Annotated in this window: 23 protein-coding genes; 5 read left to right on the forward strand and 18 right to left on the reverse strand. The window is 64.1% G+C overall.

What is annotated here, in order from left to right:
- Positions 1-73: 73 nt before the first annotated feature.
- The 3 genes from VNC39_RS13725 to VNC39_RS13735 form a co-directional block, all read right to left on the reverse strand.
- Complete coding sequence (locus tag VNC39_RS13725) at positions 74-1,018, reverse strand: sterol desaturase family protein (protein WP_325400147.1); 945 nt, start codon at positions 1,016-1,018, stop codon at positions 74-76.
- Positions 1,019-1,193: 175 nt separating this feature from the next.
- Positions 1,194-2,174 (reverse strand): YncE family protein, encoded by a 981-nt coding sequence (locus VNC39_RS13730; RefSeq protein WP_325400149.1) that lies wholly within the window; start codon positions 2,172-2,174, stop codon positions 1,194-1,196.
- Entirely contained in the window at positions 2,171-3,394 is a 1,224-nt protein-coding gene (locus VNC39_RS13735) for an O-antigen ligase family protein (protein WP_325400151.1), read from the reverse strand. Before VNC39_RS13735 ends, VNC39_RS13730 begins: the two co-directional genes overlap by 4 nt.
- Before the next feature lie 58 nt (positions 3,395-3,452).
- Between VNC39_RS13735 and VNC39_RS13740 the strand changes: the two genes are divergently transcribed.
- The 3 genes from VNC39_RS13740 to VNC39_RS13750 all read left to right on the forward strand — a co-directional run bounded on the left by VNC39_RS13740 (position 3,453) and on the right by VNC39_RS13750 (position 5,785).
- A complete protein-coding gene (locus VNC39_RS13740; protein ID WP_325400153.1) occupies positions 3,453-4,217 on the forward strand; it encodes an alpha/beta fold hydrolase in 765 nt (254 codons plus the stop codon).
- Positions 4,214-5,326, forward strand: coding sequence for an NAD(P)/FAD-dependent oxidoreductase (locus VNC39_RS13745; protein WP_325400155.1), 1,113 nt, complete (start codon positions 4,214-4,216; stop codon positions 5,324-5,326). The genes VNC39_RS13740 and VNC39_RS13745 overlap by 4 nt, the downstream gene beginning before the upstream one ends.
- Before the next feature lie 114 nt (positions 5,327-5,440).
- Positions 5,441-5,785: a CBU_0592 family membrane protein gene (locus tag VNC39_RS13750; protein WP_325400157.1), complete on the forward strand. Its 345-nt coding sequence runs from the start codon at positions 5,441-5,443 to the stop codon at positions 5,783-5,785.
- A gap of 121 nt (positions 5,786-5,906) precedes the next feature.
- Here VNC39_RS13750 and VNC39_RS13755 read toward each other — a convergent pair whose 3' ends face one another.
- From VNC39_RS13755 to VNC39_RS13770, 4 genes are all read right to left on the reverse strand, one after another.
- Positions 5,907-7,217, reverse strand: a complete 1,311-nt coding sequence (locus VNC39_RS13755; protein WP_325400159.1) for an MFS transporter — start codon at positions 7,215-7,217, stop codon at positions 5,907-5,909.
- A 171-nt stretch (positions 7,218-7,388) separates the two neighbouring features.
- A complete protein-coding gene (tcuB, locus tag VNC39_RS13760) occupies positions 7,389-8,513 on the reverse strand; it encodes a tricarballylate utilization 4Fe-4S protein TcuB (RefSeq protein ID WP_325400161.1) in 1,125 nt (374 codons plus the stop codon).
- Positions 8,514-8,520: 7 nt separating this feature from the next.
- Positions 8,521-9,918: an FAD-dependent tricarballylate dehydrogenase TcuA gene (gene tcuA / locus VNC39_RS13765; protein WP_325400163.1), complete on the reverse strand. Its 1,398-nt coding sequence runs from the start codon at positions 9,916-9,918 to the stop codon at positions 8,521-8,523.
- Positions 9,919-9,995: 77 nt separating this feature from the next.
- Complete coding sequence (locus VNC39_RS13770) at positions 9,996-10,706, reverse strand: GntR family transcriptional regulator (protein WP_325400165.1); 711 nt, start codon at positions 10,704-10,706, stop codon at positions 9,996-9,998.
- A 156-nt stretch (positions 10,707-10,862) separates the two neighbouring features.
- Here VNC39_RS13770 and tsaA point away from each other — a divergent pair, with 156 nt between their 5' ends.
- Complete coding sequence (gene tsaA / locus VNC39_RS13775) at positions 10,863-11,321, forward strand: tRNA (N6-threonylcarbamoyladenosine(37)-N6)-methyltransferase TrmO (protein WP_325400167.1); 459 nt, start codon at positions 10,863-10,865, stop codon at positions 11,319-11,321.
- A gap of 139 nt (positions 11,322-11,460) precedes the next feature.
- Here the strand turns inward: tsaA and eda are convergent, their stop codons facing one another.
- From eda to aspS, 8 genes are all read right to left on the reverse strand, one after another.
- A complete protein-coding gene (gene eda / locus VNC39_RS13780; protein WP_325400169.1) occupies positions 11,461-12,096 on the reverse strand; it encodes a bifunctional 4-hydroxy-2-oxoglutarate aldolase/2-dehydro-3-deoxy-phosphogluconate aldolase in 636 nt (211 codons plus the stop codon).
- Positions 12,093-13,919: a phosphogluconate dehydratase gene (gene edd / locus VNC39_RS13785; protein WP_325400171.1), complete on the reverse strand. Its 1,827-nt coding sequence runs from the start codon at positions 13,917-13,919 to the stop codon at positions 12,093-12,095. The genes eda and edd overlap by 4 nt, the downstream gene beginning before the upstream one ends.
- 15 nt (positions 13,920-13,934) lie before the next feature.
- Positions 13,935-14,579: a 6-phosphogluconolactonase gene (gene pgl, locus VNC39_RS13790; protein ID WP_325400173.1), complete on the reverse strand. Its 645-nt coding sequence runs from the start codon at positions 14,577-14,579 to the stop codon at positions 13,935-13,937.
- Positions 14,572-16,050 carry a glucose-6-phosphate dehydrogenase gene (zwf, locus tag VNC39_RS13795; protein WP_325400175.1) on the reverse strand — a complete coding sequence of 493 codons (1,479 nt, stop codon included), beginning with the start codon at positions 16,048-16,050 and terminating at the stop codon, positions 14,572-14,574. The genes pgl and zwf overlap by 8 nt, the downstream gene beginning before the upstream one ends.
- A 185-nt stretch (positions 16,051-16,235) precedes the next feature.
- Positions 16,236-16,949: a phosphate regulon transcriptional regulator PhoB gene (phoB, locus tag VNC39_RS13800; protein WP_325400177.1), complete on the reverse strand. Its 714-nt coding sequence runs from the start codon at positions 16,947-16,949 to the stop codon at positions 16,236-16,238.
- Positions 16,950-16,952: 3 nt separating this feature from the next.
- Complete coding sequence (gene phoU / locus VNC39_RS13805) at positions 16,953-17,681, reverse strand: phosphate signaling complex protein PhoU (protein ID WP_325400179.1); 729 nt, start codon at positions 17,679-17,681, stop codon at positions 16,953-16,955.
- A gap of 24 nt (positions 17,682-17,705) precedes the next feature.
- Positions 17,706-18,506, reverse strand: coding sequence for a phosphate ABC transporter ATP-binding protein PstB (pstB, locus tag VNC39_RS13810; protein WP_325400205.1), 801 nt, complete (start codon positions 18,504-18,506; stop codon positions 17,706-17,708).
- Between the two features lie 288 nt (positions 18,507-18,794).
- The gene (gene aspS / locus VNC39_RS13815; RefSeq protein ID WP_325400181.1) at positions 18,795-20,591 is read right to left on the reverse strand and encodes an aspartate--tRNA ligase; all 1,797 of its coding nucleotides are present in this window, start codon (positions 20,589-20,591) and stop codon (positions 18,795-18,797) included.
- Between the two features lie 59 nt (positions 20,592-20,650).
- Between aspS and rnd the strand changes: the two genes are divergently transcribed.
- Positions 20,651-21,820 (forward strand): ribonuclease D, encoded by a 1,170-nt coding sequence (gene rnd / locus VNC39_RS13820; protein ID WP_325400183.1) that lies wholly within the window; start codon positions 20,651-20,653, stop codon positions 21,818-21,820.
- 144 nt (positions 21,821-21,964) lie between these two features.
- Here rnd and VNC39_RS13825 read toward each other — a convergent pair whose 3' ends face one another.
- The 3 genes from VNC39_RS13825 to VNC39_RS13835 all read right to left on the reverse strand — a co-directional run bounded on the left by VNC39_RS13825 (position 21,965) and on the right by VNC39_RS13835 (position 24,232).
- The gene (locus VNC39_RS13825; RefSeq protein ID WP_325400207.1) at positions 21,965-22,438 is read right to left on the reverse strand and encodes a DUF1810 domain-containing protein; all 474 of its coding nucleotides are present in this window, start codon (positions 22,436-22,438) and stop codon (positions 21,965-21,967) included.
- Positions 22,383-23,006: a glutathione S-transferase family protein gene (locus tag VNC39_RS13830; RefSeq protein ID WP_325400185.1), complete on the reverse strand. Its 624-nt coding sequence runs from the start codon at positions 23,004-23,006 to the stop codon at positions 22,383-22,385. The genes VNC39_RS13825 and VNC39_RS13830 overlap by 56 nt, the downstream gene beginning before the upstream one ends.
- Positions 23,007-23,200: 194 nt before the next feature.
- On the reverse strand, positions 23,201-24,232 hold the full coding sequence (locus tag VNC39_RS13835) for an aspartate-semialdehyde dehydrogenase (RefSeq protein ID WP_325400187.1): 1,032 nt from the start codon (positions 24,230-24,232) through the stop codon (positions 23,201-23,203).
- Between the last annotated feature and the right edge of the window lie 45 nt (positions 24,233-24,277).

Raw genomic sequence — 24,277 nt, forward strand, 5'->3', positions numbered from 1 at the left:
ACGCCCTTGGCCCAGCATAACAAAGTTTTTTTGCTACTTTTTGTTCACAAAAAGTAGCGCTTTCTTGCCTTAATTAAGCCTTGGCCTTGCTCCGGGTCAGCGCCCGCACGAACATTTTCACGCCCGTATATTGCTGGGTGAAATAGCCGCCGGAATGCAGCGCCTCGGTGGCCTTGGGGTCGCCGGTCGGCAGCCAGACATTGGAGAAATCGGCGGTGCGGAAGATGATGTCCCAGATCGGGAACACGGCCGCGTAATTGCAGGAATGATAGCCCGCCGCCTTGGTGGCGTGGTGGCGGCGGTGAAAGCGCGGCGAGACGATCAGCGGCTCGAACGGCCCGAAGGACAGCTTGATGTTGGCGTGGCTGAGGCTCTCGACGAAGCGCAGCGCCAGGATCAGCAGCGGGAATTGCAGCGGCGGAATGCCGATGGCGAGGCCGATGGCAAAGAACCACAGGAAGGAGAGGCCCTCATCCAGCAGATGGTTCCGGTCGTCGGACCAGAAGCTCATCTGCCGTTGCGCGTGGTGCAAGGCATGCAGCGCGTACCAGGAGCGGTAGGTGTGGGAGAGGCGGTGGCGCCAATATTCGGCGAAATCCAGGATCAGCGCATAGCACAGGAAGGTGAGGATCGGATGACCGAACAGGAACGGGAACACCATTTCCAGGTCCGGCGGGATGAAGCCGGCATCGACGATCGCGCCGCTGAATTCGGTCTGCAACTGGTAGAAGATCAGGAAGGTCACGACCGGGATCACGCCGACGCGGGAGAGGATGGTGTAGATCACATCGGTGACGACGGCTTGCTTGCTCTCCCAGCGCTCGACCGGGAACAGCGCCTCCAGCGGCCAGCAGACCGCATAAGTGACGATCACGGCGAACATGCCGTAGACGCAGATGAGGCACCAGTCGAACGACAGCTCCTCCCAGGTCATCCAGCCGAAATGATAGAGCACGGGCAGCACCGCGTACTGGTCGATGTAACCCGCGATGATGCTGAAAAAACGGTCGAGTCCCATGCGTGTCCCCAGAGGCAAGGCGATGAAGGAAGTAGCCGCTTTTTGAAAAAAGCGGCGCAAAAACTTTTATTAAACTGGGCCCGGGCGTTGAAACCGCCATAGGCCAAAATGAACAAAGTTTTTTTGCTACTTTTTGTTCACAAAAAGTAGTTCTTTCTTTCTTTCCTTCCTTGCCTTACAGCCGCTCCGCCGTAATCGCGCCGTGCTTGCGCAGCTGGGTGGTGAGGAAGATCCCGTGCGGCGAGCGGCCGACCGGGATTTGCTCATAATCGCCGGTGACCGGGTCCATCACCGCCACCGCCTCGGCGAAGCGCAGGGCGATCCAGAGTTTCCCGTCCGGGGCAATGCCCATATCGTCCGGGCCGCAGCCGGGCAGGGGGTAGGTGCGGCGCACTTCCAGCGTGACCGGGTCGAGCGCGCTGAGCGAGCCGGCGATCCGGTTGGAGACGTAGAGCACCGAGCGGTCGTCGGAGAGGAAGATGTTGTGCGCGCCCTTGCCGGTTTTCACGCGGCGGGTGATTGCACCGGTTTGCGGGTCCAGTTCCACCACCTCGCTTGCCCCCATCACCGCGACCAGGACCCTTCCATTATGCCAGAGCACGCCGGCCGGCGTGTCGCCGACGCGCACCTTCCAGCGCATGGTCATGGTGGTGAGGTCGAAGGAGACGAGTGTGTCGCCGCCCTGCATGGAGTTGAAGCTCCAGCGGCTGTCCGGCGAAAAATCGAGATGGCTCGGCATCGAGCCGGGTGAGAAACGCTTCACCAGCTTGAGCGTCTGGCCGTCGTAAATGTCCACATGGTCGAGGCGCAGCGCGTTCACCACCAGGTATTTCTGGTCCGGCGTGTAGCCGAGCTGGTAGGGGTCGCCCATGCGGATATGGCCGCGCGGGGCGGCGGTGACCGGGTCGAAGGCGAACAGCGCATTGCCGCTGGCATCCGAGACATAGAGCGTCTTGCGGTCCGGCGTGAGCGCCCAGTGGCTGGGCTCGCGATAGGCCGGCCAGGTGTCCACCACCTTCCTTGTGGTCATGTCGATGACGCTGATCGAGGCGCCGGCGGAGTTCATGACGATGGCCAGCGGCGGCGCGTCGGCGGCGAAGGCGCGGGGGGCGAGGAGGGCCAGGGGCAGGCCGAGGGCGGTGCGGCGGGTGATCATGTCGCGGGTTTAGTCGGATATGATGCGGTTGCGAAGACGGCGCTGACCCAGAGAAAGAAAACAGAGCTGGTTGTCGCGATCAAAGTATTGTCAGTGACGGAATGCAGGGCGAAAGCACAAAAGACGAGGCGCATGAACCAGCGGGGCTCGGGCGCCAGGGCGGCGCTGCCGCGCTTCACCCAGAGCCAGAGAGACAGCAGCAGGGTGCCAAGGCCCAGCGCCCCGCCTTCCGCGCCGATGCGCAGATATTCGTTGTGCGCCGCATTGGTGCCGAGCTCCGCGGCGAGCGGCGAGGTGAGGGGGATGATCACTTTTCCGGCGCCGATGCCCCAGCCGAAGAATGGCGAGGCAGCGAAAGCGTGCTGGAAATACGGCCAGACCAGAGCGCGGTTGGAGAGAGACTCCGCCTCGCCAAGCCGCGCCAGGTCGATCACCCGGAACAAGGTGAGATCGGGCGCAAACATCACCGTCAGGCTGAGCAGGGCCCCCAAAGCCGCCAGGAGCCGGAGGCGGCCTTGCCGTGCCAGCACCGCGATGGTGACTGCCAGACCCAGCAGCAGCGGTCCCCGCGCCCCGGTGCACAGGATGATGACGAGGTTGAGGCCGGTGACGCCAAGATACAGGGTCGCGCCGCCCGCCAGAAACTCCAGGAGCCCGGCATAGACGCCGATCAGGGCAAAGCCGGCGAGAAAGGGCGGCTCCCCGGACGCGCCGAGCCGCAAGGCGCCCTGTTCGAACTCATACATTTGATCGCACCCGGCGAGCGCCAGCGCCAGGCCGAAGCCGACCGTGGCCGCCGGCGCCAGGATGGCGCAGCATTTCACGGCCCGCACGACCGGCGCGGGTAGGCGCAGGAACCCGAACAGAAACGGTGCCGCCGAACCGAGCAGCGACCGCGCCGAGCCTGGCAGCGACAGGCCCGGATACAGCCCGTGCATCAGCCCGGTGCAGAAGATCAGGAAAAACGCCCAAGCGGGGTTGTAGCGATCCGCCCTCAGCCCGGCGCGTAGCGCCAGCACCGCCGCCAGCAGCAGGCCGAACGCCTTCATCGCGGCGATGATGGCCTCATGGTGGCCGATCAGCCTGTCGAGCCAGAAATCGGGCGAGGTTTCCAGCACCAGCACCCAGAGGGCGCAGGCCAGGGTGGGAAGGCGGCAGGTGAGCACGAAGGCGCAAATCCCCGCCGGAATCAGCAATGTGGCCAGCATGATTCGTTTCATATACGAATCAAAATGGCGCTGCTTGAGATTTTTGCGTTAAGTCGCGATGTTATCGCCCATGATCTTGAACTCCATCGTGACCGGCGAGGGGCCGGATGTGGTCCTGCTGCATGGCCTGTTCGGCGCCGCGCGCAATCTCGGGGTCATCGCCCGGGGCCTGAGCGCGACGGCGCGGGTGATTTCCCTGGATTTGCGCAACCATGGCGACAGCCCGCATGGCGCGGCCATGGATTTTGCCACCATGGCGGCGGATGTGGCGGAGACGATGCAAAGCCTGGGGCTGGCGCGGGCTTCCGTTGTCGGCCATTCCCTCGGCGGCAAGACGGCGATGGCGCTGGCGCTGACGCAGCCGCAACGGGTCGAACGGTTGGTGGTGATGGACATCGCCCCGGTGAATTACAGCCATGACTATGCCGACTATGTGGCGGCGATGCGGGCGATCTCGTTGCATCCGGGCCTGGCCCGTCATGAGGCGGATCGGGCTTTGGCCGGGGTGGTGGAAGCGCCGCCGATGCGCGCCTTCCTGCTCAACAATCTGGTGCTGGGGGAGGCGCCGCATTGGCGCATCGGGCTGGAGGAAATCGCCGCCGCCATGCCGGACCTTGTGCGCTGGGACGACCCGCCTCGCATGGCTCCCTATACCGGCCCGACCTTGTTTCTGCGCGGCGGAGACTCGCATTATGTGCGGCCTGAGGCGGACGCGGCGATCGCGCGCTTGTTTCCCCATGCCGTGCGCGAGACGGTGGCGGGGGCCAGCCATTGGCTGCACGCCGACAAGCCGCAGCAGGTCATCGCCAGCCTGAAAGGATTCTTAAGCCTATGAGCGACATGTTCGATGTGGTCGTGATCGGTGCGGGCATTGCCGGCGCCACGGTAGCCGCCAATCTCGGCGCCACGCATCGTGTGGCGCTGGTCGAGGCGGAGGAGCAGGCGGGCTACCACACCACCGGGCGCTCCGCCGCCATCTGGATCCGCAATTACGGTCCCCCTGATGTGCGCGTGCTGACCGGTCTCGCCCGGGATTTTTTTCTGAATCCGCCGGCGGATATCGGCACCGACCATCTCGCGGTCGGGCGCAAGGTGATCTACCTGGCGCCACCCGAGCAGACGGGCGCGCTGGATGCGCTGATCGGCCAGAAACTCGGCATCGAAGAGATTTCCCTGACCGAAGTGCAGGCGATGGTGCCGGCGCTGATCGCGGGGTACGCCGTGCGCGCCGGGGTGGAATCCGATTCCTTCGACATGGATGTCGCGGCTTTGCACCAATTCTACCTGCGTCGGGCGCGGCAGGCGGGCGGTGCCTTGTTCCTGCGCAACCGGGCGGGGCGTATCGAGCGCAAAGGCGCGGTCTGGGAGGTGGAGACCTCGGGCGGCATGGTCATTTCGGCCCCTTTGGTGGTGAATGCGGCCGGGGCCTGGGGTGACGAGGTGGCGCGGATCGCCGGTCTGGCACCGCTTGGCTTGGTGCCCTGCCGGCGCACCGCGGCGATCATCGATCCGGCGCCCTATCAGGTCGAGCACTGGCCGATGGTGCAGTCTGCCGCACATGACTGGTATGTCCGCACCGAGGCGCGGACCAGGTTGATGGTCACGCCCTGCGACGAGACGCCGATGACCCCGCACGACGTGCAGCCGGACGAGCTGGACGTGGCGATCGGCATCGACCGCATGCAGCAGGCGTTGGATATCCAGGTGCGCCGGGTCGAGCATAGCTGGGCCGGCCTGCGCACATTCTCACCCGACCGCAGCCTGGCCTTCGGCTGGGAGAAGACCGTTCCGGGCTTCTTCTGGTGCGTCGGCCAGGGGGGCTATGGCATCCAGACGGCCCCTGCGGCCGGCGCCCTGGTGGCGGCGATGATCAAAGGCGAGGATCCCGGGCCGGCCGGCGCGATCATCCCCGCGATCGATCCGATGCGTTTTCGCGCCGGCTGATTTCCTCATCCTCGTGGGCGCCGGGTCCGGTGCTTCCCTTCGCGCACGCCCGGGCCTATGGCAGGCCCTGCCGCACGGGCTGTTGCAGAGGGGGCCTCCCCAGGCGGGAGGCTGATGAGGAAGATGATGGATCACGGATTTCTGGCCACGGTGGTATCGGGCATCGTTGCGTTGCGCTGGCCCGACTTCGTCGGGCTGTTCGGCTCGGGCATCGTTGTGCTGCAATATCTTCTGGCCGTGCAAGGCAAGCTCGATACGCAAGGGCTGCTCTATCCGCTGTTCAACATCATCGGTTGTCTGCTGATCTCCTTTTCCTTGCTGTACCATTTCAATACGCCCTCGTTCTTCATCGAGATCTTCTGGTCCTCGGCCAGCCTGTATGCGATCATCCGCAACCTGGTGCGGCGCCGGCGGGTGCGGGCGGAACCGGCGGCGCCCGTCCGGAATCACGCGCAATAAAAAAGAGCCTTCATCGCGATGATGAAGGCTCCTTTTGTTTCGCGGGGAAAAACCTTGACGGTGACGGTTGGGCGAGGCGAGACGCGCCTTTGCGAAATCCCCGCGCCCAAGCTGCCTCAGATCAGATGTCGGCGTTCATATCCAGCTTGGTCGTATCCGGCGTCATCAGGATCGCGATGATCGCCGCGGTGGCATAAACCATCACGAGGCAGCCGATATAGATATAAGCGCGGTGGATGCCCAGATCCTTGAGAATCTGCCCGGCAATGATCGGCAGCAGGCCGCCGCCGTAAACCTGGCTGAGCTGATAGCCTGCGCTGGCACCGGAAGCGCGGTAGCGGGTGGGAAAATTCTCAGAATAGAAGCTGGGAATCGCCCCATAGCCGAAGCCGAAGACGAACCCGAACCCGACGACTTGCGCGATGATCGCCAGAATGAAGCTGTGCGTATTGATCAGATAGAAATAGGGGATCGTGAAGACCAGGAAGACGACGGCAGAGGTCAGCAGCACCGTGCGACGGTTCAGCTTATCGGCCAGCAAGGAGCCGATGATCATGAAGCCGAGCATGAAGGCGGCGGAAATCAACCCGGCGACTTCCGCCTGCGTGGCGGTGAAGCCGACCGCCTTCATGTAGCTGGTGCCGAACACGAAGGAGAGGAAGAAGGCGCTGCTGAACATGGCGTTGACGAAGGAGGTGCGGATGATGCGCATCGGCATTTCCTTCCAGACCTGCGCCGCTGGAAAGTTCAGAACGTGACGCTGCTCGCGGAGCTTGTCGAACAGGAAGCTATCGGTGGTGCCGACGCGGATCACGATGCCGACGATCGCCACGAGAAACCCGATGAAGAAGAAGATGCGCCAGCCCCAGGCCGTGAACGCGGCTTCGCTCATCAGCGACTTGACGAAAATAACCGAGGAGAAGCCTAGCAGAAGGCCAAGGGGAATCGCGAAGCCGACCCAGGCGCCCCAGAAGGCGCGGTGCTTGGTGTTGGCCGCCTGCTCGACAACCCAGGTGGAGGCGGTGCCGAATTCCGCACCGAAGCTGATCCCCTGCAGGAGCCGGAAGAGAACCAGCATCACCGGCGCGGCCGCGCCGATCGTCGCATAGGTCGGCGTCAGGCCGATCGCCAGCGTGGACACGCCCATGAGCACGAGAGCCCAGACCAGCGCGTCCTTTCGGCCGAACTTGTCCGCGATGTTGCCGAAAATGAAAGCGCCGACAGGACGGATGATGATGCCGAGCCCGTAGACGCCGATGGCCGCCGCCGCGGCCGCCAGGCCCGGCAGCTTGAAGAAGAGCCCGCCCCAGACCGTTGCGGCGATGATGCCGGTAACCAGGAAGTCATATTGCTCGATGACAGAGCCGACCAGACTTGCAATCGCGACTTTACGAATTTGTGCCGCACTCGGCCCTGCTAGGCTTGCTTCCATGTTCCTCCCCTTTGGATGATCGATACTGCGATAGTCGGTTCTGAATGGAGCCGCAAGGATTCACGCCGATCCTGCGGGGCCTCAGTCTTCAAGGACAAAGCGTTTCATGCAGATGTCGCACGTTCGGACGATTCCGGCTTGGCGCCGGACTCGTCCGATACGGTCGGCGAATTACTGATGCGGGCGCTGGTTCGCCGCGTAACGGATCAGGGCGCCGAATCTGTACAGCCCATGGACGAACTTGCTGTAGGGCATGGTTAGAAAGAAGCTGAGCACGAGTCCGAGGTGAATGCACAGCGCGACGCCCAGGGCGCTGGTCGAACGCAGCCCCAGAAGCAACAGGCCGGTGATGGCGATGAGCAGCAGCAGCAGAAGCAACCCTGTGTCAGCGCCGAGAAGAGACGGGGCCTGCGGGTCCCGGTCCGCCGCCATCTTCAGCCAAAGCAACCCGGCGCAGCCCACGATGATGCCCGCGCCGCCAATCATGCCCAGAAGCACCGGCAGACTCGCCAGAGGGTAAGGTGCCGGCCAGCCGAGCAAGAGATCATACACGGCGCCGACGCTGGTCGCGGCGAAGCAGAACAGGAACCCGTAGGCCATCAGATGATGAAGATAACGGCGCTGGTTGGAAAATGCGCCGTCCTTATCGTTGCAGCCATGCCCGGCGCCGCCGAGATAACGCAGGCTCGCGGCATCCTTGAGGGCCTGATGGATGTCGCCGAAGCTTACCTTTGCCGGGCCGGATTCCTTCCAGAAATTACGGAACCCGACCGCCAGCGCCAGCAGCGCGAAGGCAAACGCGGCGAGCGCCGTTAAGGTCATGACCGCTTTGGGAATGATCAGATAGAAACCGGCGCCGGGTGTCATGGGCAGAACGCCGAACATGTTCGCCGATTGTTGCAACAGCAAAGTGAGCAGCAACACGGCGGCGATGCCGCCCGACATGGCCAGCGCGGTGATCAGGCCGTTGCGCTCGAACGCGCCGGACAAAGCCTGCGGCCAGGCATAGTGCCCGTAGCTTTCCTGCCGCAGCTCCGCGAGCGATTTGGCGACGTTGATGCCGAATTCATGCGGCGGCGCGTATTGGCACGCATAATAGCAGCCTTTGCAGCCATGGCAGAGATTGGCGAGGTAGGAGAGGTCCGCCTTGGCGAAGTCCCGGTGCAGCTCCATGGCCGGGAACACGGCGCAGAATCCCTCGCAATAGCGGCAGGCATTGCACACTTCCATGGCGCGGCGCGCATCCTGCGTCGCCTGACTTTCGGGCGCCTGCGGCGCCGGGCTTTCAGGCATCATGTTAAGTTCAGTGCTGGACACGGCGTGCGGCCTCCTTTCCGGCGATGCATCCGAAAACAGTCCCGATCGCCATGCCGAAGCCGGCCAGATAACCCTGGCCGAGAATGCTGCCCGCCATGATTTCACCGGAAGCGAAAAGATTTTCGACAATGCCGCCATCCTGCATGACGACTTCGGCGCGCTCATTCACCTTGACGCCGAGATAGGTGAAGGTGATGCCGGGACGCAGCGGGTAGCCGATGAAAGGCGGTTCCAGGATCGGCCGCGCCCAGTTCGTCTTGGGCGGCTCCAGACCCTCGGTATGCACGCCATCCAATTGTGCGCCGTTGAAATCGCCCTTCACGCAGGCTTCATTGAATTGGCGTACCGTCATGTCCAGCGCCTGCGGATCGAGCCCGAGTTTCTGTGCCAGTTCCGGAATGGTCTGCGCCTTGATCGCCGGGAACACGGACGGCATGAAGAGCTTTTCGGCGCGGCTGTCGATGATGCTGTAGGCGATCTGTCCCGGCTGCTGGGCGACAAGCCGGCCCCAGATGGCATAGCGTTTCGGCCAGACATCCTGGCCCTCGTCGTAAAATCGCTGGCCGTCGCGGTTGACGACGATGGAAAACGGCACGCAGTCCAGCCGCGTGGCGATGCCGCCATCGAATTTCGGCGCACGGCCGTCGATGGCCACGGCATGGCATTGCGTGGGGTCGCCGACGGACGCCACGCCCTGCTCCAGCAGGTTGCGCAACACACGGCCTTGCGCATAGGGCGTGCCGCGGATGAGGAAATTTTCCGCCGCCGGTCCCCAGCCTTCCTTCAGCCATTCGATATTCGCCTGAAACCCCCCGGCGGAGGCGATCACGGCCTTGCAGGTCACTTCGAACGGGAAGCCTTTGCTGACAACCTTCAGGCGCTGCACGCGCCGCTTCTCGATCGTGATCTCCGTGACTTCGGTATTATAAAGGACATCGATGCCCAGCCGTTCCGCCGTGGCGTAATAGGCATTCAGCAGCGCCTTGCCGCCGCCCAGGAAGAACGCGTTGGTGCGGGAGAGGTTGAGCGTGCCCGTCAAAGAGGGCTGAAATTTTACGCCGCATCTTGCCATGAAGGGCAAGGCCTGCTGGGTGGAGCGGATGGTCAGCCGGGCCAGCGGTTCATCGGTCTTGCCGCCGGTCACGCGCAGCAGATCGTCCCAATATTCATCCTCACCATAGCTCTCGGTCAGCACCGAGGTCGGCTCAAGATGCATCGCGCGGATGTTGCGGGTGTGGCGTGAATTGCCGCCGCGCATGGTCTGGGGCGCGTGCTCGAGCACCAGCACAGAGGCGCCGGCCTCCCGTGCTGTTATGGCTGCGGTAAGCGCCGCATTGCCGCCGCCGATGACGACGATGTCGTAGGCGCAGGCCCGATTTTCCATCCCTGGCTCCAATTGTATGCAGCGGTATACATCTATCGGAGGCCAGGCACTGTCAACCGTTTCTGGCGAAACTGTGATCAGTCCGTGAAGCGTTGCTGGAGCATCTGGATGCGGGTCTTGAAGGCATTGCGGATATGTTGGCGGGCCGCTTCTTCCGCGCCCCTCGGGTCGCGTGCGGCGATGCGGGCGACGATCTCCGCATGGTCCTGGACCGAGGCGGCGCCGCGGCCCGGCACGCCCAGCGTGGTGCCGGAGAGCAGCGCCAGCGACAGGTGCAGATTTTCCAGCGCCTGCGATAAAAAGCTGTTGCGCCCGGCATCGCGCAACTGCTGGTGAAAGGCGCGGTTGGTCTTGGCCAGAAGCGCGGGCTGATCGGTCAAAGCGCGGTCTTTCTCGACCATCTCTTGCAACAGGCCGATTTCGATGTCGGAGGCGTGCTGTGCGGCGAGGTGCGCGGCCGTTCCCTCCAGCACCTCGCGCAGCAAATACAGCTCGGCGATCTGGCCATAGTTCAGCGATGTCACGACGACGCCATGGTGCGGCTCGTGGGTGATCAGCCCCTGCTGCTCCAGTCGCTTCAGGGCCTCGCGGATCGGCGTGCGGCTGAGCGAAAAACGTTGCGCCAAGTCGGTTTCACGCAGCCTTGTGCCCGCCGGCAGTTCGCCGTTTTCGATGCCCGCGAGCAAAAGCTCGTAAGCATCAATGCCGCTGGAACGGCTCGGCCGCATCGCGACGACATTCGTGGCTGATCCGGACTTACCGGGAGCAGCGGATTTTTTGCTTGCCATGAGGAGCTTTATAAGGAAGTGGCCGCTTTTTGAAAAAAGCGGCGCAAAAACTTTTGTTATGCTGGGGCGGGGGCGGTGAAACCGGCACGGGCCCAAAGTAAACAAAGTTTTTTGCTTCTGGTTGCTGCCACGCTTTGCGGCTTTTACCCTGCCTTCATGGATCACGAACAGGAATTGCGCGACGGCGAGCGTGCCGTCACGCCGCCCGAGGCCAATGATGCGGGACTGACCTTTATCGGCCGCATCCGCACGCCCTGGACGTCGCGAAGCGAAACGCCGCGTCAGGGGAGTCTCGACGGGCCGGTTTGCCGGATCGAAATCCTGCCGCTCTGGGTGCCGGCGCTGCAAGGCTTGGAGGCGTTCGCGTTCGTGGACGTGCTGTACTGGCTGCATCTGTCGCGGCGTGACCTGCTGCTGCAAAGCCCCAAGGACGGCACGCTGCGCGGCACCTTCGCGATCCGCTCGCCGGTGCGGCCGAACCCGATCGGCGTGTCAAAAGCGCGGCTGCTCGGCATCGAGGGAAACATCCTGCGCGTCCAGGGGCTGGATTGCCTGGACGGCACGCCGCTGATCGACCTCAAGCCGGATCGTTGCCGGTTCACACAGGAAAGATGAAGGAAGCGCTTCTTTTTTGAAAAAAAGAAGCAAAAAACTTCTTTAAACCTGGGCCGTGCTGGTTTCCCCGCCCCAGGCCCAGCGTAAAAGAAGTTTTTTGCGCCGCTTTTTTTCAAAAAAGCGGCTGCTTGCTTTCTTGTTAAGGCGTGCGGTGCACGTGCAAAGCGGCGGCGGCGGAGGCGGCCATAGCGATGGCGTCCCAGTCGCCGGCCTCGATGGTGGCGCGGGACACCATCCAGGAGCCGCCGACGCAGACCACGTTCGGCAGTTTCAGATATTTGTGCGCGTTTTCCAGCGTCACCCCGCCGGTCGGGCAGAATTTCACCTGCGGCAGCGGCCCGGCCAGGGCGGAGAGCAGTGCCGCGCCGCCGGCCGCCTCGGCGGGAAACAATTTCGCGAACTCATAGCCGCGCTCGATCAGCGCCATCGCTTCCGACGCCGTGGCGATGCCGGGCAGCAATTGCACGTCGCGGCCGGAGACCGCATCCAGCAGGTGGCCGGTGGCGCCGGGCGACACCGCGAACTGCGCGCCCGCGGCCACGGCTTTGTCGAATTGCGCCTCGGTCAGAACCGTGCCGGCGCCGACCACCGCTTCCGGCATCTCGTCGGCGATGGCGCGGATTGCCTGCAGCCCGGCGCCGGTGCGCAGCGTCACCTCGATCACGGGTAGCCCGCCTTTCACCAGCGCGCGGGCGAGCGGCACGGCGTCTTTCACCTCGGCGATCGTCAGGACGGGGATGACCGGGGCGAGGCGGAGAATCTCGGCGAGGTTCATGCAGGGGCTCCCAGGAAAATGCTCGCGCCGGCATCGGCCGGGCTGACGGTGTGACGGAAGGCGGAAAACAGTTCGCGGCCGACGCCGCTATGCGCGAGGCTAAGGTCCGCCACGGCAGGCAGGCGCAGCGCCCAGATGTCCGGCGGCACTTTCACTTCCAGCGTGCCGGCCACCGCGTCCAGGCGGATGATGTCGCCTTCCTGGATCAGCGCGATGGCGCCGCCATCGGCGGCCTCGGGCGTGACATGGATGGCCGACGGGACCTTGCCGGACGCGCCGGAGAGGCGGCCATCCGTGACCAGGGCGACCCGGAAGCCTTTATCCTGCAGCACGCCGAGCGGCGGCATCAGCTTGTGCAGTTCCGGCATGCCGATCGCCTTCGGGCCCTGAAAGCGCACCACGGCGACGAAATCCTGGTTGAGCGCGCCGGCCTTGAAAGCGGCCTGCACCTCCTCCTGGCTGTGAAAAATCTTGGCCGGGGCCTCGATGATATGCCGCTCCGGCGCGACCGCGGAAATCTTCATCACCGCGCGGCCGAGCACGCCGTCCAGCACCACCAGCCCACCGGTCGGCTGGAAGGGGTTTTGCCGTCCGCGCAGCACGGCCTCATCGCCGCTGGCTTCGGCGCCCGGCACCCAGCTTACGGTTTTGTCGGCGTTCAGCCGCGGCTCGTTGGCGTAGGCGGCGAGTCCGGTACCCATGACGGTCTGCACATCCTCATGCAGCAGCCCGTCTTCCAGCAGTTCGCGGATGACAAAGCCCGTGCCGCCGGCGGCGTGGAAATGGTTCACGTCCGCTTTGCCGCTGGGATAGATGTGGCACAGCAGCGGCGTGACGGTGGCGAGCGCGGCAAAATCGTCCCAGGTCAAAGTGATGCCGCCGGCCGCCGCCATCGCCACCAGATGCAGCGTATGGTTGGTGGAGCCGCCGGTGGCGTGCAGGGCGACAATGGCGTTGGCGAAGGCCCGTTCATCGAGGATCTTGCCGATCGGCGTGTATTCGTTGCCCAAAGCGGTGATCGCCATCGCCCGCTTCGCCGCCTCATGCGTCAGCGCGTCGCGCAACGGCGTGTTAGGATTGACGAAGGCCGCACCCGGCAGATGCAGGCCCATGATCTCCATCATCATCTGGTTGGTGTTGGCGGTGCCGTAGAAGGTGCAGGTACCGGGGGCGTGATAGGATTTCGCTTCCGCTTCCAGCAGCGCGTCGCGGCTGACCTTGCCTTCGGCATAAAGCTGGCGGATGCGCGATTTTTCGGCGTTCGGCAGGCCCGAAACCATCGGCCCGGCGGGAACGAAGACGGCCGGCAGATGCCCGAAAGCGAGCGCGCCGATCACCAGCCCCGGCACGATCTTGTCGCAGATGCCGAGATACACCGCGGCGTCGAAAGTCTGGTGCGAAAGGGCGACGGCGGTGGAGAGGGCGATCACGTCGCGCGAGAACAGCGAGAGGTCCATGCCGGCCTCGCCCTGGGTGATACCGTCGCACATGGCCGGCACGCCGCCCGCCACCATGGCCACGCCGCCGGCCTCGCGCGCCGCGGCGCGGATCAGGTCGGGAAAACGTTCATAAGGCTGGTGGGCGGAAAGCATGTCGTTATAGGCGGTGACGATGGCGAGGCTGGCGCCGTCGCCGGCGCGCAGCATGGCTTTGTCACCCGGCGCGCAGGCGGCGAAGCCGTGCGCCTGGTTGGCGCATCCCAGCGCTCGGCGCTGCGGCTTCTGGCTCGCCGCCGCCTCGATCCGGCGCAGATAGAGAGAGCGTTTCGCGGCGCTGCGGGCGGTGATCTGCGCCGTGACGTCGGCGAGAATTTTATTGACCATTTTGAGGTTTCCTCTTCACGGACACCAAAAGATTTGCGCGCGAGGCCGATGCGCCAGAACCGCGCGGATGGGCATCTGCTCCACGGGTCCCGCCGTTTCGGCGGTGGCGAGAACCGCGCGCTTTGCAGCACCTTCGATATGCAAGGCGAGAAAATCGGTTTGCAGGAATGTCGGCAAAGTAAGCGTCACGCGTGGCTCAGGGGCACCGGAAGCGTGCATCGTCTCGATCAGACGGGGGCCGGCCAGGGAAGCCGCCAGATTGTCGCCGCCTGGAAAGAGCGAGGCGGTGTGCCCATCGTGCCCCATGCCCAGCAGCACCGCGGCGAAGGGGAGGAGGGGGGCGATGGCCTGGTCCTGGCCGGCGGCCAGGGGCACGAAGCGCGCCGCGGCGGCTTCGTGTTGCAGCAAATGTTCCTTGACCAGCCGGACATTGCTGCGGTCGGATGATTCCGGCACGCAACGATCGTCCACCAGCGTGATGGTGACGCGCGCCCAATCCAATTTTTCCCGCGCCAGATGATCGAGGAACAGCGCCGGGGTGGTGCCGCCGGAAACCGCCAAAGACGCTTTTCCGTCACGGGCCAGGCGGGTTTGCAACGCATCCCGGACCGCTGCCGCCAGGGCTGACGCCAGCGCGACGCGGGTTGTGAATTCACGCAACCGTTTCGACCCAGGTGCGGCCGTCCCGCTCGATCAGCGCGATGGCGGCGCTCGGCCCCCAGGTGCCGGCGGTGTAGGATTTCGGCGGCTCGCTGGTGGTGGCCCAGACCTGCAGGATCGGGTCGATCCAGTTCCAGGCCGCCTCGACCTCGTCGCGCCGCATGAACAAGGTCTGGTTGCCGCGCACCACGTCCAGCACCAGCCGTTCATAGGCGTCGGGATTGCGCACGCGGAAAGCGGCGGCGAAACTCATATCCAGCGGCACCAGCCGCAGGCGCATGCCGCCCGGGCCGGGATCCTTGCTCATCACGAACAGCCGCACGCCTTCATCGGGCTGCAGGCGGATCACCAGCCGGTTCGGCTCGATCGTCCCGGCGGCGCGGTCGAACACCGAATGCGGGATCGGCCGGAAGGTGATGACGATTTCCGAGACGCGCGTCGGCAGGCGCTTGCCGGTGCGCAAATAGAAGGGCACGCCGGCCCAGCGCCAGTTGCCGATTTCCGCCTTCAGCGCCACGAAGGTTTCCGTGCTGCTCTCGTCCGCGCCGAGATCCTCCAGATAGCCCGACACCGCGCCACCGGCGGAGGCGCCCGCCCGGTACTGGCCGCGCACGGTGTTGAGGGCGCAGAGGGCGTCGGTATTCAGGGGGGTGAGCGAGCGCAGCACTTTGAGTTTTTCGTCGCGCACGGCGTCGGCATCGAGCTTCGCGGGCGGTTCCATCGCCACCAGGCAGAGCAACTGCAATATATGGTTCTGCACCATGTCGCGCAGCGCCCCGGCATTGTCGTAATAATCGGCGCGCCCCTCCACGCCCAGGCTCTCGGCGACCGTGATCTGCACGTGGTCGATATGCGCGGCGTTCCAGAGCGGTTCGAACAAAGCGTTGGCGAAGCGCAGGGCCAGCAGGTTCTGCACCGCCTCTTTGCCGAGATAATGGTCGATGCGGTAAACACGCTCCTCAGGGAACACCTTACCCACCGCCTCGTTCACCGCCCGGGCGGAAGCGAGGTCTTTACCGATCGGCTTTTCCACCACCACGCGGGCATTTTCCCCCGCCAGGCCGAAGCGGCCGAGCCGCTCACAAATAGCGCCGAACAAAGTCGGCGCGGTGGCGAGGTAGAAGACGTGGATGCGGTCGGGATAGGCGGCAAGCCGCTCGGCCAACTGGGCCCAGCCTTTGTCGCTGTCGGCCTCGGCCTGCACATAGCTGACGCGCTTGAGGAAGGAGTCGAGCGCCGGCTCCGTCACCTCGGCTTTCGGCACATGGTCGAGGATCGCCTGGCGCGCCTGGGCGGTGAAGTCATGCTCCAGGGCGCCGCGCGACACGCCGATGATGTTCGCCGCTTCCGGCAACTGGCCGGCAATGTCGCGGTGGAACATGGCGGGAAGGAGTTTGCGCCGGGCGAGATCGCCGGTGGCGCCAAAAACAACGAGGACAAACGGGGAGACGGGAATCGTGCGGCTTGTCATGCTTCCCGTATAGACCGGGAACGGCAAAATTGTGAAACGAGGTGTGAAAGAAAGGGAAGCACTTCTTTTTTGAAAAAAAGAAGCAAAAAACTTTTTATAAATTGGGCCAATGCGGTTTCACCGCCCCGGCCCAGCATAAAAGAAGTTTTTGCGGCGCTTTTTTCAAAAAGCGCCTGCTTTCTTGCTTACTCGACGATGGCGGTTTCGAGGTCGAGCGCATAGCCGGCGGCGCGGACGGTGCGCACGATGTCCTGCTCGCCGGGGCCGTTGATGGCCTTGCGCAGGCGGCGGATATGCACGTCCACGGTACGCGGCTCGACATGGATGTCGCGCCCCCAGACCGCGTTCAGCACGTCCTCGCGCGAGAACACCCGGCGCGGATGGCGGAGGAAGAATTCCAGCAGGCGGAATTCCGTGGGGCCGAGATGCAGCGCGCGGCCGTTGCGCAACACGCGGTGGGAGGCCGGATCCAGTGAAATATCGTGGAAGGAGAGCTTGAGCTTGGTCGGCACGGCGCCCGCGCGGCGCAGCAAGGCGCGGACACGGGCAATCAGCGCCTCGGTCGAGAACGGCTTGGTGATGTAATCGTCCGCGCCGGTATCCAAACCGCGCACCGAATCCTGCTCGTCGGCGCGGGCGGTCAGCATGATGATCGGCAGGGAGCGTGTCGTCGGGCGGCGGCGCAGCTGGCGGCACACTTCGATGCCGGACATGGTCGGCAGCATCCAGTCCAGCAGCAACAGGTCCGGCGTGGCTTCGGCGATCCGCGTCAGGGCCTCGCCGCCATCGCCCACATCTTCAACCCGAAAGCCCTGCTTTTCCAGATTGTAGCGGAGCAGGGTGACCAGGGGCACTTCGTCTTCGACGATCAGGATATAGGGCTTGTTCGGGTCGCTCATCGCTTAGCCATTGTCGCGTTTGTTAGTGGGGAGATAGGCGGCGGTCTGGTCGCCTTTCGGCCGGAAATCCGGCAGCGCCTGGCCGGTGACCGCGTAATAGGTCTGTTCGGCGATGTTGGTGGTGTGGTCGCCGATCCGTTCCAGGTTCTTGGCGATGAACAGCAGATGCGTGCAGGCCGTGATGCTGCGCGCATCCTCCATCATATAAGTGATCAGTTCGCGGAAGATGGTGTTGTAAAGGTCGTCCACCATCTGGTCGGCGCGCCATACGGCGATGGCCTTTTGCGTGTCGGCGTCGCCCACCGCGTCGATGATGGATTTGAGGTTCTGCTGCACCAGCATGGCCATCTGCCCCAGGCCGGAGAGCGAGAAGCTGCTTCCCGTCTGGTTGAGGACGAGGCTGCGTTTGGCGATGTTCGCCGAGTAATCGCCGATGCGCTCGAGGTCGGTGACGACTTTCAGGGCCTGGATCACCTGGCGCAGATCATCGGCCACCGGTTGGCGCAGCGCCAGCAGCCGCACCGCGAACTGCTCCACCGCGCGCTCTTCGGCGTCGATCTTCGGGTCCATCTCCACGACCCGGGCCGCCAGCTCGGCGTCGCGTTCAAGCAAGGCGGCGCTGGCGTCGGCCAGGGCGCGCTCCACCAGCCCGCCCATCACGGCGATCATATCATGCAGCTTTTTCAGGTCGCTGCCGAAGCTCGTGACGATATGTTTGGTTTCATCGGCCATGGTTTAGTTACCCCTCAACCGTTTTCAGCCGAAGCGGCCGGTAATGTATTCCTGCGTGCGGCGTTCGCGCGGGGCGGTGAAAATCTGGCTGGAAGGGCCGACTTCAACCAGTTCGCCGAGGTAGAAGAACGCCACCTGGTCGGCGCAGCGGCCGGCCTGCTGCATGTTGTGGGTGACGATGATGATGGTGAAATCCCGCTTCAGCTCGTCGATCAGTTCCTCGATCTTGAGCGTGCTGATCGGGTCGAGCGCGCTGGTCGGCTCGTCGAGCAGCAGCACTTCCGGGCGCACGGCGATCGAGCGGGCGATGCAGAGGCGCTGCTGCTGGCCGCCGGAGAGGCCGAGCGCGGAGGTATGCAGCCGGTCTTTCACTTCGTTCCACAGCGCCGCGCGGGTCAGCGACCACTCCACGCGCTCGTCCATGTCCGCCTTCGAGAGCTTCTCGTGCAGGCGCACGCCGAACACCACGTTCTCATAAATCGATTTCGGGAAGGGGGTGGGTTTCTGGAACACCATGCCGACACGGCGGCGCAGCTGGGTGAGGTTCTGGTCGGCGCCGATGATGTTCTCGCCGCCGATCAGCACCTCGCCCTCGGCGCGCTGGCCGGGATAGAGATCGTACATGCGGTTGAGCACGCGCAGCAGCGTGGACTTGCCGCAGCCGGAGGGACCGATCATCGCCGTCGTCTGCCGGTCGATATAATCGATCGAAACGCCCTTCAGCGCGTGCGTCGCCCCGTAATAGAAATCCAGATTGCGGATGGCGACCCGCACATTGCTTGGAGGGGCAGCGGGATATGTGTTGGAAGCTGCCGTTTCATGCATCGGGCGATTCGCTAATTCCATGGCGCTTCCTTAGGCGGGTTGCGTGAAAGTACGATGACGATTTATTGAAGCTTTGATGACAGCACGATGTTTGTTGGGCGACACCACGCCGTAAAACTATTTCGTCAGGCGTGTGCGGGTCATTGCGCAAGCCACTACTATCAACACCAGACTCGGGGCCATGTCCATGGCGGAGTCGCGCGGCCCGGTCGGGTTCGGCGCGTGGGCGGCCCGCGTCTCCCTGAAATCCGGTGACGAATTTCAGGGGCGGAACATTCAAAAACCGTATCAGCCTTTCACCACTTTCGGCGGTAAAGCCAGCGCGAGGGACAGTTCCTTGAGGCGGTTCGCCGGCACCGGGGCTGGCGCGCCCATCATCAGATCCTCGCCCTGCTGGTTGAGGGGGAAGGCGATGACCTCGCGGATGTTCGGTTCGTCGGCCAGCAGCATGACGATGCGGTCGATGCCCGGCGCGGAGCCGCCATGCGGGGGGGCGCCATAGCGGAAGGCATTGAGCATGCCGCCGAAGCGGGCTTCCACCTCTTCCGGCCCGTAGCCCGCGATCTCGAAGGCCTTCAGCATGATGTCCGGGCGGTGGTTGCGGATCGCGCCGGAGGACAGCTCGATGCCGTTGCAGACGATGTCGTACTGGAACGCCTTGATCGTCAGCGGGTCCTGGGTCAGCAGCGCTTCGAGCCCGCCTTGCGGCATCGAGAACGGGTTGTGCGAGAAGACGATCTGCTTCAGCTCCTCGTCATACTCATACATCGGGAAGTCGACGATCCAGCAGAAGCGGAAATCCCCGGCATTGATGAGCCCGAGATCGTTGCCGAGCCGGGTGCGCACGGTGCCGGCGAATTTCGCGGCCTCCAGCTCCTTGCCGGCGGCGAAGAACACGGCGTCGCCGGCCTTCAGCCCGCAGGTCACGCGGATTTGTTCGGCGCGTTCGGGGTCGAGATTCTTGGCGATCGGCCCCTGCGGGCCGGCTTCCGAGAAGGTGATGTAGCCGAGCCCGCCGGCGCCCTCGGCGCGCGCCCATTCGTTGAGCTTGTCGAAGAAGGAGCGGGGATTGGCGCCCGCGCCGGGGGCGGGGATGGCGCGGACGATGCCGCCGCCCTCGATGATGCGGGCGAACAGCCCGAACCCCGAACCTCGGAAGGCTTCAGTCACGTCGGAAATGATGATCGGGTTGCGCAGGTCCGGCTTGTCGGAGCCGTATTTCAGCAGCGATTCATCATAAGGAATGCGCACGAAAGGCGGCTTGGTCACGAACCGGCCATTGGCGAATTCCTCGAACACGCCGGCGATGATGGGCTCGATGGTGTTGAACACATCTTCCTGCGTCACGAAGCTCATCTCGAAATCGAGTTGGTAGAATTCGCCGGGCGAACGGTCGGCGCGGGAGGCTTCGTCACGGAAGCAGGGGGCGATCTGGAAATAGCGGTCGAAGCCGGAGACCATGAGCAGCTGCTTGAATTGCTGCGGCGCCTGCGGCAGCGCATAGAACTTGCCCGGATGGTTGCGTGCCGGGACGAGGAAGTCGCGCGCGCCCTCAGGCGAGGAGGCGGTGAGGATCGGCGTCTGGAATTCGGTGAAGCCGGATTCGATCATGCGCCGCCGGAAAGAGGCGATCACGCCCGCGCGCAGCATGATGTTCTTGTGCACCTGCTCGCGCCGCAGATCCAGGAACCGGTATTTGAGGCGCAGCTCGTCGGGGTAATGCTCATGGCCTGCGACCTGGATCGGCAGCACGTCGGCGCCGGACTGCAACGCCAGATGCTCCACCTTGAGCTCGACCGCGCCGGTCGGCAGCTTCGGGTTGCTGGTGCCGGGCGCCCGCTCGACCACAATACCGGTCACGGTGATCACCGACTCGACGCGCAGCGCGTCGGCCGCCGCGAAGGCGGCGGAGCCGCTGGCGAACACGCACTGGGTCAGGCCGAAATGGTCCCGCAGGTCGATGAACAGCAGACCGCCATGGTCGCGCTTGGCGTGGACCCAGCCGGACAGCCGGACGGTCTGGCCGATATGGGCGGTGTTCAGGGCGGCGCAGTGATGCGAGCGATAGGCGTGAAGTGTTTCCATGAGGCGGAAAGAAACCGCGCCCTCTTCCCTGTCAAGCCAGGGGATGATTAAGGGAGGGAATGACCGTCATCGATACTAATTTGATCACCACCACCGCCGAACTCGCCGCCTTGTGCGAGCGGCTCGGCCACGAGGAATTTGTCACCGTCGACACCGAATTCATGCGCGAAAAAACCTATTACCCGGAACTCTGCCTGGTGCAGCTGGCCGGGGAGGAGGATGTCGCGGTGGTGGACGCGCAGGCGAAAGGCATCGACCTGGCGCCTTTGGGCGCGCTGCTGGCCAAGCCGGACGTGGTGAAAGTGTTCCATGCCTGCCGCCAGGATGTGGAAATTTTTCTGCTCCGCTTCGGCGCGGTGCCGGAAAACCTGTTCGACACCCAGGTGGCGGCGATGGTCGCCGGGTTCGGCGACCAGGTGGGCTATGACGCGCTGGTTTCGGCGTTGACCGGCGGGCATATCGACAAGGCGCACCGCTTCTCCGACTGGTCGGCGCGGCCGCTGACCAAGGCGCAGGTGGATTATGCCGCGGCCGACGTGACGCATCTGCGCGCGGTCTATGAGAAGCTGACGGCACGGCTGCGCGTCGATGGCAGGCTGGACTGGGTGGCCCAGGAAATGGCGGCCCTGGCCGACCCCGCCAGCTACCGGGTGGAGCCGGAGCGCGCCTGGGAGCGGCTGAAGCTGCGCACCAATAACCGGCGGCAGCTCGCCATCGTCCAGGCCATCGCCGCCTGGCGCGAACGCGAAGCCCAGCGCGTCAACATTCCCCGCCAGCGCCTGGTGCGCGACGAGCAGGTGCCGGAAATCGCGGCGCTGGCGCCCGACAACGCCGAGGCACTGGCCAAGGTGCGGGGAATCACCGCCGGGTTTGCCCAAGGCAAGTCCGGCCAGTCGCTGCTGGCGGCAATCGCCGCGGCGAAGGCGATCTCCGACGAGCAACTGCCCCGCTCCGAACGCCAGCGCGACACGGCGCGGGCGAGCCCGGCGCTGGTAGCGCTGTTGAAAGTGCTGCTGAACGCGGTGGCCGAGCAGAACAATGTCGCCCCCAGGCTGGTGGCGAGTTCCGAGGACGTCGAGGCGCTGGCGCTGGACGAAACCGCCGAGAACCCGGCGCTGCAAGGCTGGCGGCGCGAGATGTTCGGCGAGGATGCGCTGCGGCTCATCCGCGGCGAGATCGCGCTGTCCGCCCAGGGCAAGAAGGTGAAAATCGTCAGCGTTCAGGAGTAAGGAAGAAGCCGCTTTTTGAAAAAAGCGGAGCAAAAACTTTTGTTATGCTGGGTCATGGGCGTTGTCGCCGACACAGCCCATGACCCAGCATAACAAAGTTTTTTTGCTACTTTTTGTTCACAAAAAGTAGCGCTTCCTGTCGCTTTACAGCCGCGCCAGCGTCGCCGGGTCGGCGTTGCCGGCGAAATATTTTTGCAGCGCCGCGGAAAATTCCGGGGCCTCGGACACGTTTGCGAACAGCGTCATGCAGGAGCGGAATTTCGCGGCGTCGACGGGGCCGAAAATTTCCGTGGCGGATTTGTCCGGCACCGCCAGGACCAGCCTTGTGCAGTCCAGCAGAAACGGGCCGAGCTGCGGGTGCGCGAGATAGGCGGCGGCTTCGGTGCGGCCGGAAATGGCATAGGTCCGCGACATCAGGCTCGTCCCCAGCCCGGCGAGCTGAGGAAAGATGAACCACATCCAATGCGTGCGCTTGGCGCCGGCGGCGAGTTCCGCCTGCACGGTGGCGCGCACCGGCGCTTGCGCGGTGACGAACCGTTCGAGGTCGAAGAGCGGCGTCAGGTCAAGCCGCCTTGGGCAGCAGCGCGTCGTCGATCCCGGCGGCGCGCAGCGCGGCAGGGCGGGCGCTGATATGGGCCCAGTATTTTTCGAAGGCCGGGCGTTTTTCGACCAGCTCGAAGCGTAGGCCAAAGCCGATCATCGCGCCGCCATAAACATCCGCGGCGGTGAAATGCTCGCCGGCGAGGTAGGGCGATTGCGTCACCGCATATTCCATCGTGTCCATCACCGCCTTGTAGTCGCCATAGCCGCAGAACCCGGTCTGCTCCGGCGGAATGGTGAAGCCGAAGCGTTTGTTCGTGATCGCGGCCTCGAGCGGGCCGGCGGCGAAGAACAGCCAGCGGAAATAGGCGCCGCGTTGCGGGTCGGTGACCTGCGGGGCGAGCCCGGCCTCGGGAAATATGTCGGCTAGGAAGGCGACGATGGCTGCGGTCTCCGTCACCACCATGGTGCCGTAGCGAATCGCCGGGACCTTGCCCATCGGGTTGATCGCCAAAAATTCCGGCGTCCTGGTGGCGCCGGCACTGAAATCCAGAAGTTCCGTGCGGTAGGGGTACCCGATCTCCTCCAGCATCCAGCGGACGATGCGGCCACGCGACATCGGGTTGGTATAGAACACCAGCTCCATTTGACGCTCCCTCAATAAAAGAGGCCGGGAGTGTAGCGCGATAGCGAAAGAAAGCGCTACTTTTTGTGAACAAAAAGTAGCAAAAAAACTTTGTTATGCTGGGCCATGGGCGTTGTCGCTGACATCGCCCATGGCCCAGCATAGTAGAAGTTTTTGCGCCGCTTTTTTCAAAAAGCGGCCGCTTTCTTACCTGTTTATGCCGCGCGGGCGCGCAGCATGTTCTGCGCCACCAGCACTTCGGCGATCTGCACGGCGTTCAGCGCCGCGCCCTTGCGCAGATTGTCCGAGACGCACCAGAAGGCCAGGCCGTTTTCCACCGTCGGGTCCTTGCGGATGCGCGAGACATACACCGCATCGTCGCCCTTGCATTCGATCGGGGTGATATAGCCGCCATCGGTCCGCTGGTCCTGCAGCACCACGCCGGGGGCGTTGCGCAGGGCGGCGCGGGCCTCGTTCACCGTGATCGGGGTCTCGAATTCGACGTGCACCGCCTCGGCATGGCCGATGAACACCGGCACGCGCACGCAGGTGGCGATGACCGCGATGTTCGGGTCGAGAATCTTCTTGGTCTCGACCGCCATTTTCCATTCTTCCTTGGTGGAACCGTCTTCCATGAAAACGTCGATCTGCGGGATCACGTTGAAGGCGATGTCTTTCTGGAACAGTTGCGGTTGGTTGCGGTCGTTGACGAAGTGCACCTTGGTGTTGGCGTACAGCTCGTCCATGCCTTCCTTGCCGGCGCCGGAAACCGACTGGTAAGTGGCGACGACGACGCGCTTGACCTTGAACTTGTCGTGCAGCGGCTTCAGCGCCACGACCATCTGGATGGTCGAGCAGTTCGGGTTGGCGATGATGTTGCGCTTCCTGAACTGGGCGATTGCCCCGGGATTCACCTCAGGCACCACCAGCGGCACGTCCGGGTCCATGCGGAACTGCGAGGTGTTGTCGATGACGACGCAGCCCGCGGCGCCGGCGCGCGGCGCATGCACTGCCGAGATCGAGGCGCCGGGGGAGAACAGGCCGATATCCCAGCCGGTGAAGTCGAACGTCTCGAGGTTCTGGACCGTGAGGATCTTGTCTTCGCCGAAGGAAACCTGCTGGCCGGCGGAACGGCCGGAGGCCAGGGCGGCAACCTCGGAGACCGGGAAATTCCGTTCGGCGAGGGTTTTGAGGATCTCGCGTCCGACCGCACCGGTGGCACCGACAACCGCAACCCTGAAAGACATGGCGAAAACTCCGAATTGAAAACCGGACGCTGAGGTAAAGCTAAA

The organism is Acidocella sp. (assembly GCF_035535915.1).
In the GTDB taxonomy this organism is placed as follows: Bacteria; Pseudomonadota; Alphaproteobacteria; order Acetobacterales; family Acetobacteraceae; genus Acidocella.

What these genes read in the sequence shown, in the direction of transcription:
- VNC39_RS13725 (WP_325400147.1), bottom strand. Translation starts at nt 1,018, where the DNA reads ATGGGACTCGACCGTTTTTTCAGCATCATCGCGGGTTACATCGACCAG.
- VNC39_RS13730 (WP_325400149.1), bottom strand. Translation starts at nt 2,174, where the DNA reads ATGATCACCCGCCGCACCGCCCTCGGCCTGCCCCTGGCCCTCCTCGCC.
- VNC39_RS13735 (WP_325400151.1), bottom strand. Translation starts at nt 3,394, where the DNA reads ATGAAACGAATCATGCTGGCCACATTGCTGATTCCGGCGGGGATTTGC.
- VNC39_RS13740 (WP_325400153.1), top strand. Translation starts at nt 3,453, where the DNA reads ATGATCTTGAACTCCATCGTGACCGGCGAGGGGCCGGATGTGGTCCTG.
- VNC39_RS13745 (WP_325400155.1), top strand. Translation starts at nt 4,214, where the DNA reads ATGAGCGACATGTTCGATGTGGTCGTGATCGGTGCGGGCATTGCCGGC.
- VNC39_RS13750 (WP_325400157.1), top strand. Translation starts at nt 5,441, where the DNA reads ATGAGGAAGATGATGGATCACGGATTTCTGGCCACGGTGGTATCGGGC.
- VNC39_RS13755 (WP_325400159.1), bottom strand. Translation starts at nt 7,217, where the DNA reads ATGGAAGCAAGCCTAGCAGGGCCGAGTGCGGCACAAATTCGTAAAGTC.
- tcuB (WP_325400161.1), bottom strand. Translation starts at nt 8,513, where the DNA reads ATGATGCCTGAAAGCCCGGCGCCGCAGGCGCCCGAAAGTCAGGCGACG.
- tcuA (WP_325400163.1), bottom strand. Translation starts at nt 9,918, where the DNA reads ATGGAAAATCGGGCCTGCGCCTACGACATCGTCGTCATCGGCGGCGGC.
- VNC39_RS13770 (WP_325400165.1), bottom strand. Translation starts at nt 10,706, where the DNA reads ATGGCAAGCAAAAAATCCGCTGCTCCCGGTAAGTCCGGATCAGCCACG.
- tsaA (WP_325400167.1), top strand. Translation starts at nt 10,863, where the DNA reads ATGGATCACGAACAGGAATTGCGCGACGGCGAGCGTGCCGTCACGCCG.
- eda (WP_325400169.1), bottom strand. Translation starts at nt 12,096, where the DNA reads ATGAACCTCGCCGAGATTCTCCGCCTCGCCCCGGTCATCCCCGTCCTG.
- edd (WP_325400171.1), bottom strand. Translation starts at nt 13,919, where the DNA reads ATGGTCAATAAAATTCTCGCCGACGTCACGGCGCAGATCACCGCCCGC.
- zwf (WP_325400175.1), bottom strand. Translation starts at nt 16,050, where the DNA reads ATGACAAGCCGCACGATTCCCGTCTCCCCGTTTGTCCTCGTTGTTTTT.
- phoB (WP_325400177.1), bottom strand. Translation starts at nt 16,949, where the DNA reads ATGAGCGACCCGAACAAGCCCTATATCCTGATCGTCGAAGACGAAGTG.
- phoU (WP_325400179.1), bottom strand. Translation starts at nt 17,681, where the DNA reads ATGGCCGATGAAACCAAACATATCGTCACGAGCTTCGGCAGCGACCTG.
- pstB (WP_325400205.1), bottom strand. Translation starts at nt 18,506, where the DNA reads ATGCATGAAACGGCAGCTTCCAACACATATCCCGCTGCCCCTCCAAGC.
- aspS (WP_325400181.1), bottom strand. Translation starts at nt 20,591, where the DNA reads ATGGAAACACTTCACGCCTATCGCTCGCATCACTGCGCCGCCCTGAAC.
- rnd (WP_325400183.1), top strand. Translation starts at nt 20,651, where the DNA reads ATGACCGTCATCGATACTAATTTGATCACCACCACCGCCGAACTCGCC.
- VNC39_RS13830 (WP_325400185.1), bottom strand. Translation starts at nt 23,006, where the DNA reads ATGGAGCTGGTGTTCTATACCAACCCGATGTCGCGTGGCCGCATCGTC.
- VNC39_RS13835 (WP_325400187.1), bottom strand. Translation starts at nt 24,232, where the DNA reads ATGTCTTTCAGGGTTGCGGTTGTCGGTGCCACCGGTGCGGTCGGACGC.